This is a genomic window from Tolypothrix campylonemoides VB511288_2, assembly GCF_045999855.1.
GTDB classification, from domain to species: domain Bacteria; phylum Cyanobacteriota; class Cyanobacteriia; order Cyanobacteriales; family Nostocaceae; genus Scytonema; species Scytonema bouteillei_A.
In genome coordinates this window covers 744,025-761,804 of the sequence record NZ_JBFPMW010000003.1, presented here as the reverse complement: position 1 = coordinate 761,804, position 17,780 = coordinate 744,025, and the positions used below count along the sequence as shown (strand labels likewise).

Genomic DNA, 17,780 nt, shown 5'->3' with positions numbered 1-17,780 from the left:
TTAAGGTACAAAAACATTTGACTCATCTTACTACTTTCGGTAAATTATAATCTTTCTTATGAGAGCCAAAATTGACAACGAAGTTCTTTTTCTTCACCATGAAGACGTGCCAGAGTATAAGAAGGGCGGGTCTGTTGTTAGGAATAGCTATTTTTGGGCATTGCGTTCTATTGCTGGTAAAGCTTCGCGTTATAAAGATTGGGAATACGAGTCAGAGGTTTGGTTTGCACTCACGCGAATGCTCTTATCTTTTGCTGAATCCAGGTATTTAGGTTTGAGCGAAACAGTTCTGGAATTTCCCTTGTCTCAAGGGGAAATTCCTGAGGTGCTGCGTCCTATATCTACTTGGGAATAAAGTTTGGGAAGATGGCAAAGAGCACTTTAAAGGAAAAATGAAGTTAAAATCTCAATACAAGAGACCAAATTTCAGATTACCAAAAAAAAATGAGTGTCAATTTAGCCCAGCAGGTTCGCGAACTGCAAACTACCCTAACAAAAATGCAAGTGACACTAGATGCGATCGCTGATGCCATAGTATGGGTAGGGCAAAATGGACACGTCCAATGGTGTAACTCTAGCTTTGAGCGCTTGGTAAAACAACCGCATAAAAGTATTTTAAATCAGCCCTTAAATGACTTGTTACTTTTGAAGCAAGCAGGGCAAGAAATTGGTTGGGAATTTTATCCTTGTGCTGGAATTTTCGCCGGAAATTACGAACCAACAGAATACGAGCTTGACCGGGGCGAATGTGTAAAAGTGCTGCAATTCTTTGGTCATTGCTTGAATCTTGCAGAAGAAGACAAAATTGCCATACTGACTATTCGAGATGTAACACAGCAAAAGCATTTAGAAGCAGAACACAGACAAGTCATGCGGGAACGCGAGGAATCCCTATCACAGTTAAGAGCAACCCTAGATTCTACAGCAGATGGAATTGTGCTTGTAGATTTAGAGGGAAATACTCCGGTGTACAACCAAAAGATTATGCAGATGTGGTCATTACCAGAGTATCTCATGTTACCCGGACGCGGACAAGAACGAGTGCGGTTTATAGCCGAGCAAGCAAAAGATCCGGAAGCATTTCTTGGCAAAATTCGGGAACTGTGTGTGAACCATCCAGAAACATCAGTCCTAGATATCGTAGAATTAAAGGATGGTCGGGTCGTCGAGCGTTACTCCCAACCCCAGTGGCAAGGCAATCAGATTATTGGGCGTGTTTGGAGTTTTCGAGATGTAACCGAACGCATCAAAGCAGAGCAAGCCCTACTTCGCGATCGCGCTTTACTGCAAGCGTCTACAGAAGCAGGTATGGACGGAATTTTGGTCATTGATGAAAATCGAAAAGTAGCACTATACAATCAGCGCTACTGCCAAATATGGCAAATTCCAGAAGCAATACTCCAGTCTAGCGATTCCCAAAAACTGTTGGAACTATTGCTAGATAAGCTAGAACAACCCCAGGAGTTCGTTAATAGAGTAGAGTACCTCTACAATCATCCCGAAGAGACTTGTCATGATGAACTGACGCTCAAAGATGGACGAACTTTAGATAGATACAGTACGGCTGTGCGATCGCCTCAAGGAGAGTATTACGGCAGAATTTGGTATTTCCGAGACATTACTGAATGTACCAAAGCAGAGAAAGCTTTGCAGCAGAGCGAATCAAAATTTCGTACTATCGTAGAAACAGCCAACAGTATTATTTTACGTTGGGATAGAAAGGGAAACATTAAATTTTTAAATGAATACGGTCTGAGGTTTTTTGGCTTTAATATTGACGAGATTAAAGGACGAAATGTTGTAGGAACAATTGTTCCCGAAACGGAAACATCCGGGCGCGATTTACAGGATTTAATGGATGATATTTGCCACCATCCAGAAAACTATATTTTTAACGAAAATGAAAATATTTGTAAAAATGGAAATCGGGTTTGGATTGTTTGGGCAAATAAACCCATATTAGATGAGCGTGGTCAATTAGTAGAAATTCTCTCAGTAGGAACAGATGCTACAAAACGCAAACAAACAGAAGAAGCACTACGCCGCAGTGAATTGAAATACCGCCGGATCTTTGAAAACTCTTTAGTAGGAATTGGTCGTTCCCGTCTTCAGGATGGGCTGTTTTTGGATATCAATCAACCTTGCGCGGAAATTATCGGATACAGTAGCGTGACAGACCTCATCGGTAAACGTTATGCTCCTGATTTTCACGTTGATTCAGAGATCCGTCCTTGGATATTAAACCAACTGCAACAGCATGGTGAAGTTCGCAACCTTGAAATTCAATTGCGCCGTCAGGATGGATCGATCGCTTGGGGTTTAATGTCTGCTAGGATCAACGCTGAGGATTCCTGCTTGGAATTTATGATTGCTGATATTAGCGATCGCAAGCGCCTTGAAGAAGAACGCCAGCATGCAGAACTAGAGCGCAAAAAAGCTGATGAAGCCCTGCAAACTCGGGTGCGAGCAGAAAGTCTACTCAGTAGTATATCCCGGCAATTCATTGACCGGGAGTTCAACACGGCTATTACTTTTACCCTAAAAGCCATCGCCCAATTTATTGGTGCAGAACGAGCGTGTATTTTTGAGTATACAGAAAACCAAAGCCAAGTAGGGTTAATTTATGAATGGTCTCTACCCTGCATTCAACCATTGTCCCTCAGCGGACAAGGCGGGGCTGTGGAACGTTTTTCTTTATTGTCTGAAATTTTACATAACAAAGCTTTCGTAGTCAATTGCGTTACCGAACTGCCAAAGAACTCAACGGAAAGAGCACTATTTGAAAGTCACTCAATTCAGTCTGTTATTGCAGTACCGATGACTCACAAGGGTTCTGTCGTTGGGTTTCTAGGGGCTGATGTTGTTAACTATTCTAAAAACTGGAGCAAAGAAGATATTAACTTACTAAAACTAGCAGGTGAACTGATTGCAATTGGTAAAGCAAGACATCAAGTAGAAGAAGCCCTGAGAGTTGCTAAAGAAGCGGCTGAAGCTGCTAACCGAGCCAAAAGTGCTTTTTTAGCAAATATGAGCCACGAACTTCGCACGCCTCTAAATGCCATTCTTGGTTTTGCCCAATTAATGGAGCGAGATACTGCTTTAACAACCAAGCAACGGGAATCTTTAGCTACTATCAATTGCAGTGGCGAGCATCTGCTTAACCTGATAAATGATGTGTTGGAGATGTCTAAAATTGAAGCCGGACACAGCGTTCTTCATCCCGAACCCTTCGACCTACATCACTTATTACAAACACTACATGAAATGTTTCTACTGCGAACACAAGCAAAGCAGTTACTCCTTAAGTTTGAAATCGCTTCCGATGTTCCTCAATACGTATATACGGATCAAGGCAAACTCCGCCAAGTTCTTATTAACTTACTCGGTAATGCTGTTAAATTTACCCATACAGGAGAAGTGACACTGCGTGTGAAGTTGGGGATTGGGGACTGGGGCATGAGGGCTGGAGACAAGGGAGATAAGGGGGACATACTAAGAAATAATGCTCGATCCCCAATGCTCAATCGCCAATATTCAATCGCTTTTGAAATAGAAGATACCGGGCGGGGAATTGCACCCGAAGAAATGGAACATCTCTTTCAACCTTTTGTCCAAACAACAAGCGGGACTCAAGCAAAAGAAGGAACTGGGCTGGGGCTGACAATTAGTCGCGAGTTTGCACGGTTGATGGGGGGAGATATTTACGCCGAAAGTACCCCAGGGCAAGGAGCAATTTTTCGATTTAAGATACAATTGACATTAGCAGAGCCACAAGAAGTTACAACACTATCAACTCGCGGGCGCGTTCTCCAACTAGCACCCAATCAACCAAAATATCGTATTTTAGTTGTTGATGACCGTCGTGAAAATCGGGATCTGATCGCCCAACTTCTCAGTCTTGTAGGGTTTGATGTTCAATGTGCTACTAACGGACAAGAAGCGATCGCTTTATGGGAAACTTGGCAGCCACATCTCATTTGGATGGATATGCGAATGCCTGTCATGAACGGCTATGAAGCAACTGCGGAGATTCGGCGCAGAGAACAGCAATGGGAAACACAGCAACGGGGGCTAACAACTTTCAATTCCCAATCACTGACTCTCAATCCCCGATCTCAAACCACCATCATTGCTCTTACCGCAAGTGCTTTTGAAGAACAACAAGCAAATATCTTGGCTGTAGGCTGCGATGATTTAGTTCGCAAGCCATTTCGAGAACAGGTTATTTTTGAAAAAATGGCTCAATATTTAGGTGTTCGCTATCTTTATGCCAAGGAGCCAGAAAAAGTCACGATACAGGCAAAGGGAAATAGAAAAGCAGAACAAAGTCTTAAAGTTTCAGATTTAAATAAAATAATGCCTTCTGAATGGACCTTACAATTACATCAAGCTGCGATCGAAGTTGATGGAAATCGAATTGCTCAACTTCTAGAAGAAATTCCTGAGACTCATTCAGAAATAGCAGGGATTCTTACAGAGTTATTGCGTCACTTTTGCTTTGATGAAATTCTTAATTTACTTGAAGTCAGTGACGCCAAAGATTAAGGTCGCGATCCCGACTTATTAAAGAAGTCGGGGATCGTGCAGCCCCTTATGATTCATAAAACTTACTGCTACCTCCCCCTACTTCTGATTCTCAACCTTATGGGTATTCTTGGCATAACAAAGGAAGAGGTTTGACGAAATTGCGTTCCTAAGCCTAAATTTACGTGTTGCTTGTATATGTACCAAGTTTCTTGTCTGCCTTCATTTTGGCGATTGCGACACTTAACAGGCGGTTCTTGAAGAGTCACTTCCCAGTAATCTTCAGGTCGTTCAATATTACCCAAGTAGGGTGAGTTTCCATTCGTGATTTGAACGGGAGTTAAATTATCAGGTTCTCTATAAGACAAAGCAACCAGTCTCTCGTTGTAGCTAGCGTGGCACTTTGCTCTTTGGGAGTCGTAAATTTCAGGAGATTGTCTGTACCAATTTCTTTGTTTTTTTAAATAAGTCCCTTGATAAGCAGTGACTCTAAAGGATATGGGAGATTCCCTTGGAGTCGTTTGAGATGACACACTAGTAGGGATTGCAGCACCTATTACACCACACGCCGCAGCCAAACAAAAAAGCAATCTTTTAGGGTAGATTTTGGTACTTTTTATATTCATAAACAAATTTTTAAAATATGCAAATTCTTTTTACCTGTCTTGTTTGAGCACAAGTAAAGACAGAGTAGTTTGGATGAGTTAATACATGACTACACACCCAAACAGCATATTTTCCGAAAAGAACTCGATCGTTGACCGGGTAACCAATCACGGTTGACCGATCGCCGAAGGCTGTTAAGAATCTTTACATACTCGAGCTGGTAATATTTGACTGTAGCGGCGAAACTCTGCAAGATACTGCTCTAAAACAACAAATTGAGGTAAATTCAGGCTGTAGTAAATCCAACGTCCTTCTTGACGTGCTCGAACCAAACCTGCTTCCCTAAGATTTTTAAGATGGAAAGACAGTTTTGACTGGGTAACTCCCAAGGTATCGCATAAGTCACACACACAAAGTTCTTTATCTCGCAAGAGTTCCACTACATTAATCCGTATAGGATCGGAGAGAGCATGGAAACCCGCAACAACAACATCTGAAGTAGCAACTGAGGAGCTTTGCATCAATTTATTTTGATAGAGATATCTATTTCTATTTTGAACTAGAACTAGCGATCGCTTCTGCTTAATTATTGCGATCTTACTTACAGTTTGAGATTCATGCCTACGAGTGGAGTTTTGATGCTGTAGGTGAGGCAGTATTTATGTACTTAAATATTCCTTATTAATAGAAAAATAACCGCCTTGAAAGGGCTAGGGCGTATTTTCAAACGACTTGATTGATGGTTTTAATTGCCATATCCAACCAATCAATATAGGTCTGCTCTTGTCTTAGCACGAGTTCCAGTACTAACCTTTGCATAATCCGTTCGCGATGGTTAGCAAAATCCTCAATCGGTGGTAGCTCGAGTGCTTTACATTCATCTAGTTTTTCACACCGCACTGCTCGTTGTTGCTCTAACAGTTTAATAATGGCTTCATTTGATAACTGAGCGGCAAAATACATCTGAATGAGTAAAGGATCTCGCACAGTAGGTAGAAGTTGAGCTTCTTGAAGCCATCGTGTTAATTCTGCTTGTCCTGCTTCCGTCAAACGGTAAACTTTACGATTCGGGCGATCGCGTTGAATCTCAACTGTACAGTTAATCCAACCCCGTTGTTCCAGTTTCTCCAAAGTTCTGTAAATCTGTGCTTGGTCGGCTGGCCATAAATGGGCAATAGTGCGATCGAAGCAGCTTGTTTTGAGGTCGTAGCCAGTCATTTCTTCTTGCTGAAGCAGACCCATAATTGCATATGCCAGAGACATAATACGGTTTTCCGAAAAATAATGTTCGCTTAATGACACTGTCATTTAATATATATGTTTGCGCTAATATAAGATTAATCATATATAAAGTATATCACTCTAAAAATGAACTAGTTGTTCGCACGGGCTGTTTGTCACGAACACCGAAGCTGAAATCAAGAGAGCATTTGCAGATTATCGTAACGGAAGGATGGGTACTATTAATGTCTGACAACCTTTTACAACCAACACTTCAACGTTTGTCCCTTCTGCGTGGCAAACTGCTCGACTTACACAAAATCTTGCTTGATGCAGAACGCACGACTTACGAGCAAGTTCGCGGACGGGTGTCTAGAGGAGAACTGCTACAACTCCTAATTTCTAACGAGCAATTTGCTTGGTTGCGTAACATTTCTATGTTAGTAGTAGAAATCGATGAAGCCTTAAATGCAGATGAACCAATTACCTTGGAAGATGCTCAAAGTTTGCTGGATAGTGCTCGCCAGCTGCTGACACCTGCTGAGGATGGCAATACCTTTGAGAAAAAGTACTACGACTCTCTCCAAAGCGAACCTGATGTTGCACTAGCACATGCAGAGATAACACAAATTCTTGCTCAGAAATAATGGGTTTAAGACCCTTAAATCAGAGATTTAAGGGTCTTAAATTAAAGGGGGATTCGCCCCCTTTAATTACCCACAATTCAAACTGTAAGGTATATGGTTTACCAAGATAAGTTTGCTACAGCCTTTTGTCTCAAACCAAAACTATACCGGGTTGTTTGGATGTTCGTTATGGAGTGAAAAGGTCGCTCAAGGGAGTTGAAAAACCCTGGTGCTCTTAAGAAAATAACATGACCGGGCGTGCTGTCAATTTCCATTGAATTTTTACCAGAGCGATCTGCACACAAGCTAAATTCTCCAGCTCCTGCTATATTAAAAATGCAAACTAGGTTAATTGTGCTTAATCTGTCCCGATGCGGCGTGATACCCAACTCCCCTGGCTCGTACTTTTGCAGCACCATTTTATGAAATTCTAAAGGGGTCGTGAAAGGATAGGGAACAACAGTGCTGAACTGTTCTACCAGGAGGGATTGAAATGCTTCTTTTAATTTCAAATACAATGATGAAGATGGAAACGCATCAAATGAACTGTATTGCTGTCTAACAATGCGAGAACCCGTTCCCACAACCTCAGTTTTTTGCGTGTAAATGTAGCTTTGAGCTTCTTTGAAAAGAGCCAATCGGGTTGTTTCGTCGAGCATGGGTACAGACATCGCCCCGACTGTCGAGAGTTCCTTTATCAAGAGATGAATATCAAAGTGATTTAGATAGAAGAAGACAGCCTCCTTTTGCAAGCTATTAGATAAATATTAGCTTACAAAAATTTGAACAGATGGGGTTTCAAGCTGTCAAAATCGGATTTATTTTACAGAAAACCCGCGACGTGTAGGCTTAAGAGTCGCAAACTCTACTTGAAAAGTTACGCGATCGCTCATTCCACCACTGCTTGCTTCCAACACCCACCGACCGGGACGCATATTCCAAAAGATAGAACCAGACGAATCAGTCGCTAGCTTTTCACCATTCAACCACCACTCTACGGGTGCTTTTGATGTCCCTGCTAATTTGAACTCCAGTTTTTGTTGTATTTCATCACCCGGACGGAGTAAGAACAAATCCCCCTCATGAGGAGAGACAATCTTAAGCTTGCTTGAACTCAATCCAGATTGCTCTTGCTTTGCCAACCAATTATCATACTCGTGGGATAATTGAAATTGGTTTTGACGCTGGTAATCTTGGATGTTTTCCGGATAAAAATACTCCTGTACCACTGAGGAACAATCTGGTGTTGGTTTTAACCCAGAAACAGCACAAATAGGCAGTTGTACCATACCCTTTGGAGGAGTAAAACCTACAGGCTCTCGTTTCTCGTGTAGGTGTAACATAATTCGGTTCCAGAGTGGTGCTGCGCCAGTCACGCCAGAAACCTGACGCATGGGATCGCCATCAAAATTGCCTACCCACGTCGCTACAGTGTAGTCAGTCGTAAATCCAACCGTCCAAGTATCGCGAAAATTAGAGGAAGTACCAGTTTTAACAGCAGTCGGAAACGGTAAATTCAGGACTGAATCTACACCAAATGCAGTCGCACGCGCATGGCGATCGCTCAACATATCAGTTATAAGTTGCCATGTTGTTGGATTTTTGATTGTAGATTTATTTTGGTTCGAGGAATGAGAAACTTCAGTCAGTAACTGCATGGTTTCCCCTTTCCTTGCCATAGTAACGTAAGCACGGGCTAATTCCCACAAAGTCACTTCACCACTACCTAGAGTTAACCCCAACCCATAGTACTCTGGTGACTGGGTGAGGTGTTCAAAGCCCAATTGGTGAAGGCGATCGAGAAAAGTTGCCACACCCACCTTTTCTAAAACCCGTATCGCTGGAATATTCAAAGAATTCGCCAAAGCAATACGCACCCGCACCGGTCCTAAAAAACTTTTGTTATAGTCTGTGGGGCTGTAAAGTTTTGCTCCGGGAATTGCGTAGTGAGCGGGTACATCTGCCAAGATTGTATTGGGACGGATGACACCTTTTTCCAAAGCCAACTCGTAGAGAAATGGTTTGAGGGTAGAACCAGGTTGGCGCAGTGCTTGTACTCCATCATTGCGCCCTAGCTTTGTTTCATTAAAGTAGTCAGGCGAACCGACATAAGCCAAAACTTCTCCGGTACGGTTGTCAATGACCAAAGCCGCTGCATGATGAACGTTGTTATTAGCAAGGGTAGCAATTACCTGCTGTACCTGCGCTTCCACAAACTGCTGTAAAGGACGGTCTACAGTCGTTAGAATTGGGTTCGATTTCCACTCCGGCTTATCCTTGTGGGAAGGGGTTGGGCGGATCTGACGGGACAACCAAAACAAAAAGTGCGGTGCAGCAATAATTCCCCGTTGACGGGATTGAAACACAATGTCTTCCGCATATGCTCGTTTTGCTTGTGAGGGAGTGATATATCCGTCCTGTTCCATGCGATCGAGGACGTATTTCTGGCGCTGTTTCAGACGTGGATAATGCTGAAGTGGATCGAAGTAAGTGGGATTATTGGGAATAGCAGCAAGGAGACTTGCTTGAGCAAGATTGATGTCACTCGCTGGTATGGAAAAATAGGTACGAGCCGCTGCTTCTACACCATAAATATTCCCTCCCATTGGCAGACGATTGATATATGCAGAAAGAATTTCGTCTTTACTCATTCCTGCTGTTAACCGCCAAGAAAGCCAGATTTCTTCAATTTTACCTGATAAAGTCCTAGGGACAGGATTGAGCATTCGTGCTAACTGCATGGTCACTGTAGAAGCACCGGAAACAATCTTTCTAGTGGATATGGCATCTTTCAGTGCGCGGGCTACAGCTTTTAAATCCAACGCTCCATGATGATAAAAGTCTCCATCTTCTGCTGCTAAAATAGCTTGGATAAAAAGAGAAGAAACTTGATTCAATGGCACTACAGATGTATGCTCGCGATCGCGGGTCAGCAATGTTCCTAAAGGTAGCCCATTGCGGTCAACAAATTCAAGTGCTAGATGTTGTTGAGCAATATCTGTAGGGCGAATGGGTACAAAATATGGCAGTACGCGTACTGTCAAGCATATCAACAGCAACGCTAGGATAACTTTGCAAGTTCTGCGGTTCAACAAATACCACAGTTTCTTTTTAAAATAGATAAGCGATCGCGAATCCAGTTTCATCTGTATATTCCTTGCAAAGACCTATCTCAAGTTTTGCGTTGCATTGACAAATACATCAGGAAAGAGATTCCTCAATTATAGTCACGCTCAAAAGTCCTTTGTAGCTGAACTTTAATTGCGCCAACAGACTGAGTACTGATGTGTTAAGGTCGTGAATATTGGGCAACAAAAGAGGAAATGCAGTGAGCTACTACGACTTTCTCAAAAATAGCTGCATGGGGATCGCGATCGCGAGTTTGTCTCTACTCAGCAGTGGGCTGACTCCATCTGTTTATGCACAAACTACTCCTACTTCCACCGTACAAAGTAACCCTAAAAGCTCAGTGGACTTTCTCTACCGAGGACGCGAAAGATTTCAGCGTAAAGACTATAAGGGAGCGGTAGAGGACTTCGATCGGGCAATCATCCTCAATCCTAATGATGCTAACGCCTATTATTATAGAGGTCTTCTTCTACACGAGCTAGGAGACAATTTGGGTGCAGTCTTAAACTTCGATCGCGCATTGCAACTCAATCCCCGCTCTGCTGACGCTTACTTTCGCAGAGCCGGTGCTCGTTATAGTATTGGCGATCGACCCGGAACAATTCAGGACTTACAACTAGCAGCTAAGTTCTTTCAATCGCAAGGAAACGCAAAGGGCTATCAACAAGCACAAAATCTCATTAAACGGCTTAGCACCTGGTAAATTGATTTGCCATACTCAAGATTTTTTGAACCACAGAGGCGCAGAGTACGCAGAGGAAAAATAAGATAATGCTTCACTATCAAAAAATCTGACGCTCCGTACAACGATTGCGATCGCACTCTGTTTGCAGAGAAAGCTACAATCTCCTAGATTTGCCTTAAAGTTTCGGCATCAGTAATTGCTGAGCAGTCAGGTTAATTTGGGGAAAAGTTTGCGATACGATTCTTTGATTGCCACTAAATACTGTTTGCTTATAAACTGAACCTGCTAGCAAACAGACTGTTACTTTATCTTCTAACGGATCGACAATCCAATATTCATTAACACCAAAGGCAGCGTACTCTAATGTTTTGATACTATAGTCACGGTCAACAGATTCGGGCGATACGACTTCAACAATGAGTGGTGGTGCAGTTTTAAGAATCGCCAATTTCTTTTCAATAGACATAGCTTGTTGTTGAGTCATAACCAATATATCAGGACGCCTAATTTGTGTGCCTATCATAACTTCGACACCATTGGAACGCGGTTCTAATGTAAGTCCCAGTCGTTGTTTTTCTAAAATAAACTGAAATAATACGAACGTGATAATTGCTTCATGATTACCAGTCCCTGGAGGCATTTCGACCAATACCCCCGAATCAAGTTCGTAACGCTTGTCTGTGCCATCATTGTAGGTTATATACTCCTCTACTGTCATTTTTAAGGGTGTTTGGGACATAATTGCCTCCTAATATATAGTTAGTGGGGGCGTTCAAGAGCAGATGTCCTTATGATAATTAAACCACCGAGTTGGTGTGAGATCGCTTAAAATGTTGCGCGTAGATCCGGAAGAAAGTATTGATAATAATTACTGTAAAAGTTTTGCCGTCCATGAATTGATTAAGAATTGTATTGATTTTCTGGAAACAGTGGCGAGAATTAGCTATCTATAGGAATCCTCTTTTTTCTCTGCGTTCTCAGCGCTTCTGCGGTTCAAAAGTAATTTATTGAACGCAGAGGACGCAGAGTACGTGGAGGTAAGGAGAGAGAGCGCTATTAATTTCCTGAAGTTTTTATCTACTTTGACAGGGCGCTTCTGTGTCCATCTTACAAAAATCGATAATTTTAGAGCGGAAAGGGCGTAGCGAGTTATTGATGCTTCTCCCACTAACAACTAACAACTAACCACTAACCCACCCCTGTATGTTCCCAAGAATTTTGCTGCGCTTCCTGCTTGTCCTGACACTTATGCTGGGGATAGCAGGATGTGGTTTTGTCAGCATCGCCCCAAGAAAAGAGCAGCTTCCCACAGTTTCTGTACTCAACCCACCACAGTTACCGGACTGGATAGAACAGATAAGCCCGTTATCTGATAGCGAACCTCTTAACCAAATTCGCATCCGGTTTAAAGAGGCTTTAATTCCTGTTGAGAGTCTTGATAGCGCAGAACAACAGGGGTTATTGAAAAAGTTTGAAATTGTGCCATCTATCCCAGGTCATTTTCGATTTTTGACACCACGGATGGTGGGATTTCAAGTAGAGGAAGCACTTCCAAAAGCAACGCGATTTCAAGTGACGCTCAAAGCAGGTTTAGCAGATTTAAAAAATCACCGACTCAATCAAGATTTGGCTTGGACTTTCAATACCGAACTCATCAAACTCACAGATCTTCCTGGAAAAAATCCCATTGAAAAGGATGAAATCGAGCCAATTGATTTACAGCAAAAGCTACAATTCACTTCTAATACGGAATTAAATTTAGCTTCTGTACGAAAGCATTTGCAACTTCTTGTAGAAAACAAAACTCAGAATGTACCTTTTAAAGTAGAATTGGCAAAAGAAGAAAAAACTTCAGAAACTCAAGATCCTTTAGAAAAATTTGACCCTTCATCTCGTCAATGGATTTACAATCTCATTCCTCAAGAAAGTTTGCAAAAAGCAACTCATTATCGTCTGGAGTTTTCTCCAGGTTTACTTCCTGCTTATGGTAATTTACCGAGCGAACAAACCTTTGCGAGTAAACTGTCAACTTATTCTCCCTTGGAATTTAGGGGACTTCAGTTTTACGGTCAACCCGATGCAAGTGGAACGTATGGTAGATTTGTTCAAGGTGCTCCCCAACTTGTCTTTAATAATGAATTAGCAGCTAGTTCAGTTATTGAAAATATTAAAATTAATCCCGCACCCCAAGCAATTTCTCGAATTATTCAAGCCAACGATAGAGAAAAAGTTATTAATATCAATCCTTATGCTTTCTCACCTTCAACAAGCTATACAATAACTATTGGTGCTAATATTAAAGATAAATTTGGTCAAACTCTGGGTAAGCCCATAACAGTTAAATATGAAACGGGAGATTTAGCTGGGGATTTATGGGTTCCTGAAGGTTTGAATATTTTTCCTGATGGAAAAAACTTACAACTTAATATTTCTACAGTGAATCTGCCAGATTCCAGTTATAAAGCAGCTTATCAAGTTGTTCAACCAACAGATTTGGTTTATTTTAATTCGGCTTATCCTAAAAGCGAAGGAAACAATCTATTACCTCAAATTTCAGACTGGAAAAGGTTTAAGGTATCGGGGAAAAAAAATCAGTCATTGGAATTGAGCGTTCCCATACGAGAAAAACTTGGTGCTGCTACGGGAATGTTAGCTTATGGGGTGCAAGCACGCACAAATACATATAAAGAAAATGGGAAGGAACTTTGGCGAGAACCTGCGACTTACGGTATGGTTCAAATGACAAATTTGGGCGTCTTTACACAGTGGTTTCCAGAGTCTGGCTTAATTCGAGTCCACCATCTTTCTGATGGCTCGCCCGCAAAAGCAGCTGCGATCGCAATCTATCAATCCAAATTAGAGGCAAAATCCCGTCCTCAACCCGTACCTTGCGCGTCTGGAAAAACTGATGAAAATGGGACTTTAAGGCTCGCACGTGACGATTTAAGAGAATGCTTTGCTGGTTCTCAAAGTTCTACCAAAGAACCGCTGTTGCTGGTTATTGCACGGGAAGATCGAGATTGGGCATTTGCCCGTACTGAAGAATACAGCGGTGCTTATGGCTACGGAATTGATGCGAGTTGGGAAGATAGCAAATTTGTATCCCGTGGAGTTATCTTCTCCGACAGACAGTTATATCAGCCGGGAGAAAAGGCTTGGTTGACTGGTTTTGCTGACTACTTACAAAATGGCGAAATCAAACAGGATAAAAATGCTATTTACCAGTTAACTCTTATAGATCCAGATGGGCAAAAAATAGATTTAGGGACTAAAAACACGAATGAATTTGGAACGTTTTCTCTAGAACTACCTATCAAAAAAAATCAACGTTTGGGCTACTATACAATCCAAGCAAAGGGAAAGAACGGGCAAGAAATTTCTGGAGAGTTGCGCGTTGCTGAGTTTAATCCACCTAATTTCAAAGTAGAACTGAATTTAGATAAAGAATTTGCTTTTCTTGATGACAAAGTAGAAGTTCAATCTACAAGTCAATATTTATTTGGTTCTCCTGTAGAAGGGGGACAAGCTAAATATTTTGTGACTCGCCAGCAGACAAATTTTGTTCCTAAAGGATGGGAGGAATTTACTTTTGGCAAACAGTGGTTTTGGCCAGAAGAACCCCCTTCTGTACCTAGCGATGTTTTGCAAGCAAATGCATCACTTGATGCTAACGGGAAAAGCAATCAAACGGTGGTGGCAAAAGATTTGCCCTATCCCATGATTTACCGCGTGGATGTACAAGTTGCAGATGTTTCCAATTTATCTGTGGCAAATTCCAAAACATTTACAGCATTACCCAGCGATCGCCAGATCGGGTTAAAAAGCAATTTTGTTGGTGAAGCTAGCAAAGATTTTCCTTTTGAGGTTATTGTGACAGACCATACGGGAAAACCGCAAGAAGGTCAACGGGTATTGTTGGAACTTCAACAAATGAAGTACAGCAACGTGACTCAATTAGTAGAAGGGAGTGCAACGGGAAAAACCCAAGTTGAATATAAGACAGTCGAGAAAGCAGAAATTACATCTGCAAACAAGCCCCAATCCGTAACGCTAAAACCCAATGAATCCGGTTCTTATCGCATCAGAGCGAATTTTAGCGATGCGAGAAATGATACCAGCGCAACAGATATCCAAATTTGGGTGACAGGAGAAAATCCGGTATTTTGGGGTAACAAAGAAAAAGACCGTTTGGAAATTCAACTGGATAAAACAACTTTTAAACCGGGTGAAACGGTGACGGCTCTGATTCAGTCTCCTTATTCGGAAGGAGAGTTGTATTTTGCTGTTATTAAAGACAAACCTCTCTATCAACAAATTGTTAAAGTTAAAGGAGGCGCACCGAAAATTCAATTTCAAGTCACACCAGAAATGCTACCAAATGCAGCTATTGAAGCTGTATTGGTACGACAGGGTACGCCTCTCGATCGCGTAGAACCAAAAAGTCTAACTAACTTAGCTAGGATTGGCTTTGCTCCTTTTAAAGTGAACTTGGATGATAAGTATTTAAAAGTACAAGCAACTCCAGTACAGGCGTCGCTCGAACCCGGTGCAGAACAAACAGTACAACTGGAACTTAAGGATAATCGGGGAAATCCCTCCAAAGGACAGTTCACAGTTATGGTGGTTAACGAGGCTGTGCTGCAACTTTCCGGTTATCGTCCGCCGGATTTGGTAGCTACAGTCTATGCTGAACAACCGATATCAACTCGCTTTAGCGATAACCGCCAAAATGTAGTGGTAGAACAACAAGCATTAGCTGAACCCAAAGGTTGGGGTTACGGTGGTGGGTTATCAGCAGGTACGGCGAATACCCGCATTCGTAGAGACTTTCAAGCTTTAGCTTACTACAATGGTTCTGCGATCGCCGATTCCAACGGTCAAGCACAAATTAGCTTTAAAGTCCCGGATAACTTGACGACATGGCGAGTGATGGTTGTTGCTACTGACGGAAACCTCCGTTTTGGCAACTCCGAAGCAACGTTTATCACAACCAAGCCATTAGTAACCAATGCAATACTGCCACAGTTTGCCCGTCCCGGCGATACATTTCAAGCGGGTTTATCTGTGACTAACAATACTCGGACAACGGGAAATCTCACTATCAATGGTGAAGTCAGCGGTACAGTTCAGTTTGTTGGAAATAACCCCACATCTGCTGCTTTACAAACCCAGAGCGATGGAGCTACTCGTGCTTATCGCTTTCCCATGGTTGCAAGTCGTGTGGGAGAAGGTAAAGTTCGCTTTACCACTCAAATCAATAGCGCCTCAGCAGATGCTTTTGAAGTTCCTTTGGCGATTCAGCAATTGGAAATGACCGAGCAAGTTGTTGAAACAGGTGCAATTGTTCCTCGAAAGAATGAGGTAAAAATTCCCCTGAATATTGAGAAAAATACTTTTCCTGAAGGGGAAGGTTTAGATATCAATTTAGCAAGTACTCTCATACCAGAAATAAAAGCACCAGTACAACAGGTTTGGGAAAATGATGACTTTCCTTTTGCAGAACCTTCAGCAAGTCAACTTTTTATTGCTGCTGGGTTGCAAACTTTGTCTGAAAAATACGGTCAGACATTTGCAGCGTTTAATCCTAGCAAACGTGCTTACCAAGCTATTGAGAAATTGCAAAAACTCCAACTTGCAGATGGTGGCTTTGCTGCTTTCCCTGGAGAACAAAAGGCGGACCCTTGGGTTTCTTCCTATGCTGCTGAATCTCTGGCAAAAGCAGATCGATCTTTCCCCGGTTTGGTAGATTCAAACATGGTATCTCGTCTCAAAACTTATTTGCAAAAAACTCTGGCAAATCCAGGACAGTATGAATTTTGCAAAAAACAGCCTTGTAAAAGCCAACTGCAACTCAACGCTTTGATGGCTTTGGCAGAATTAGGAGACAAGCGCAATACTTTCCTCGCAGATATTTACCGTCAGCGCAATGCTTTTGATTTATCAACTCAGATGAAGCTGACGCGATATTTATCTCAATTTCCAGAATGGCAAAATGAGTCCAAGCAGCTGTTGAGCAAGTTGCAGCAGAATGTTTACTATACGAGCCGTGACGCATCTGTCAGTTTACCTAGCTCTTGGGAATGGATGAATTCACCAACGGCGATACAAGCACAAGCTTTGCGGTTGTTTATCGCCCTGCAGTATAAACCAGAAGCGATCGATAGGTTGTTGCAAAGTTTGCTGGCGTTACGTCGCAAAGGGACATGGCAAACTCATTATGACAATGCTCAAGCGCTGACGGCTTTAGTGGAATACAGCCAACTGCAGCCAACACCGCCCAATTTTGTAGCTACAGTGCGCTTGGCTGGTCAGAAATTGGGACAACAAAAATTTGAAGGTTACCGCAATCCCACCTTGGAAGTGAAAGTTCCAATGGCTGAGTTACCTCGCGGGCGTCATGATTTACAACTGCAAAAATCCGGACAAGGAACGTTGCATTATCTGGTTGCTTATCGCTATCGCTTGCAAGGAAATCAACCAGGAAGATTTAACGGTTTGCGGGTGACAAGGGAAATTAGCCCTGTAGGTCAAGATAAAGTATTGCAAAAAGTAGGATTGTATGCTAAAGATAAACCGTTGACTGTCACGACAGGGCAAGTGTTTGATATTGGTTTGGAAGTGATTGCAGATCGTCCCGTGAATCATTTGGTAATAACTGACCCCTTACCTGCAGGTTTTGAAGCAGTGGATGAGAGTTTTCAAACTGCTACAGCTGCATTACAAGCAAAAGCCGACTCTTGGCAACTTGGGTTCAAGGCGATTCATCGCGATCGCGCGATCGCTTATGCAGATAGTTTGGAACCGGGTGTTTATCAGCTTCATTACTTAGTTCGTTCTGTTACCCCCGGTACATTTCTCTATCCTGGAGCGCAAGTCCACCTGCAATATGCTCCAGAAGAGTTTGGGCGTACCTCTGATGCTACATTGGTGGTTCAGTAGCCGCAAAAACCTCAACGGGCGTAAATAGAGATGTTGATGGGTCAGTGAGA

At 42.3% G+C, this 17,780-nt stretch carries 12 protein-coding genes; 6 read left to right on the top strand and 6 right to left on the bottom strand.

All coding sequences use genetic code 11. From position 1 onward, the window contains the following. Positions 1-58: 58 nt before the first annotated feature. On the top strand, positions 59-355 hold the full coding sequence (locus AB0756_RS11805; protein WP_038080591.1) for a hypothetical protein: 297 nt from the start codon (positions 59-61) through the stop codon (positions 353-355). An 89-nt stretch (positions 356-444) separates the two neighbouring features. Beyond that, positions 445-4,545: a PAS domain S-box protein gene (locus AB0756_RS11800; protein ID WP_167844597.1), complete on the top strand. Its 4,101-nt coding sequence runs from the start codon at positions 445-447 to the stop codon at positions 4,543-4,545. 68 nt (positions 4,546-4,613) lie between these two features. On the opposite strand, the gene AB0756_RS11795 is transcribed toward AB0756_RS11800, so the two are convergent. The 3 genes from AB0756_RS11795 to AB0756_RS11785 form a co-directional block, all read right to left on the bottom strand. Next, the gene (locus AB0756_RS11795; protein ID WP_050045116.1) at positions 4,614-5,150 is read right to left on the bottom strand and encodes a hypothetical protein; all 537 of its coding nucleotides are present in this window, start codon (positions 5,148-5,150) and stop codon (positions 4,614-4,616) included. 174 nt (positions 5,151-5,324) lie between these two features. After that, positions 5,325-5,651, bottom strand: coding sequence for an ArsR/SmtB family transcription factor (locus AB0756_RS11790; protein ID WP_038080592.1), 327 nt, complete (start codon positions 5,649-5,651; stop codon positions 5,325-5,327). 202 nt (positions 5,652-5,853) lie between these two features. Continuing rightward, a complete protein-coding gene (locus AB0756_RS11785; RefSeq protein ID WP_038080646.1) occupies positions 5,854-6,393 on the bottom strand; it encodes a PadR family transcriptional regulator in 540 nt (179 codons plus the stop codon). A 127-nt stretch (positions 6,394-6,520) separates the two neighbouring features. Between AB0756_RS11785 and AB0756_RS11780 the strand changes: the two genes are divergently transcribed. Together AB0756_RS11780 and AB0756_RS11775 are read left to right on the top strand one after the other, a co-directional pair. After that, positions 6,521-6,604: a pirin-like C-terminal cupin domain-containing protein gene (locus tag AB0756_RS11780; RefSeq protein WP_072040698.1), complete on the top strand. Its 84-nt coding sequence runs from the start codon at positions 6,521-6,523 to the stop codon at positions 6,602-6,604. Then, a complete protein-coding gene (locus AB0756_RS11775) occupies positions 6,597-6,998 on the top strand; it encodes a hypothetical protein (RefSeq protein ID WP_237265803.1) in 402 nt (133 codons plus the stop codon). The genes AB0756_RS11780 and AB0756_RS11775 overlap by 8 nt, the downstream gene beginning before the upstream one ends. Positions 6,999-7,096: 98 nt before the next feature. On the opposite strand, the gene AB0756_RS11770 is transcribed toward AB0756_RS11775, so the two are convergent. Together AB0756_RS11770 and pbpC are read right to left on the bottom strand one after the other, a co-directional pair. Beyond that, positions 7,097-7,648 (bottom strand): hypothetical protein, encoded by a 552-nt coding sequence (locus AB0756_RS11770; protein WP_038080593.1) that lies wholly within the window; start codon positions 7,646-7,648, stop codon positions 7,097-7,099. A 147-nt stretch (positions 7,649-7,795) separates the two neighbouring features. Beyond that, positions 7,796-10,123: a penicillin-binding protein 1C gene (gene pbpC / locus AB0756_RS11765; protein ID WP_038080594.1), complete on the bottom strand. Its 2,328-nt coding sequence runs from the start codon at positions 10,121-10,123 to the stop codon at positions 7,796-7,798. A gap of 182 nt (positions 10,124-10,305) precedes the next feature. On the opposite strand from pbpC, the gene AB0756_RS11760 reads away from it, so the two are divergent. Further along, positions 10,306-10,809, top strand: coding sequence for a tetratricopeptide repeat protein (locus AB0756_RS11760; RefSeq protein ID WP_137986069.1), 504 nt, complete (start codon positions 10,306-10,308; stop codon positions 10,807-10,809). 157 nt (positions 10,810-10,966) lie between these two features. Here AB0756_RS11760 and AB0756_RS11755 read toward each other — a convergent pair whose 3' ends face one another. After that, entirely contained in the window at positions 10,967-11,530 is a 564-nt protein-coding gene (locus AB0756_RS11755) for a Uma2 family endonuclease (protein WP_038080595.1), read from the bottom strand. Between the two features lie 464 nt (positions 11,531-11,994). Here AB0756_RS11755 and AB0756_RS11750 point away from each other — a divergent pair, with 464 nt between their 5' ends. Further along, positions 11,995-17,730 carry an alpha-2-macroglobulin family protein gene (locus AB0756_RS11750; protein ID WP_038080596.1) on the top strand — a complete coding sequence of 1,912 codons (5,736 nt, stop codon included), beginning with the start codon at positions 11,995-11,997 and terminating at the stop codon, positions 17,728-17,730. The last annotated feature ends 50 nt before the right edge of the window (positions 17,731-17,780 follow it).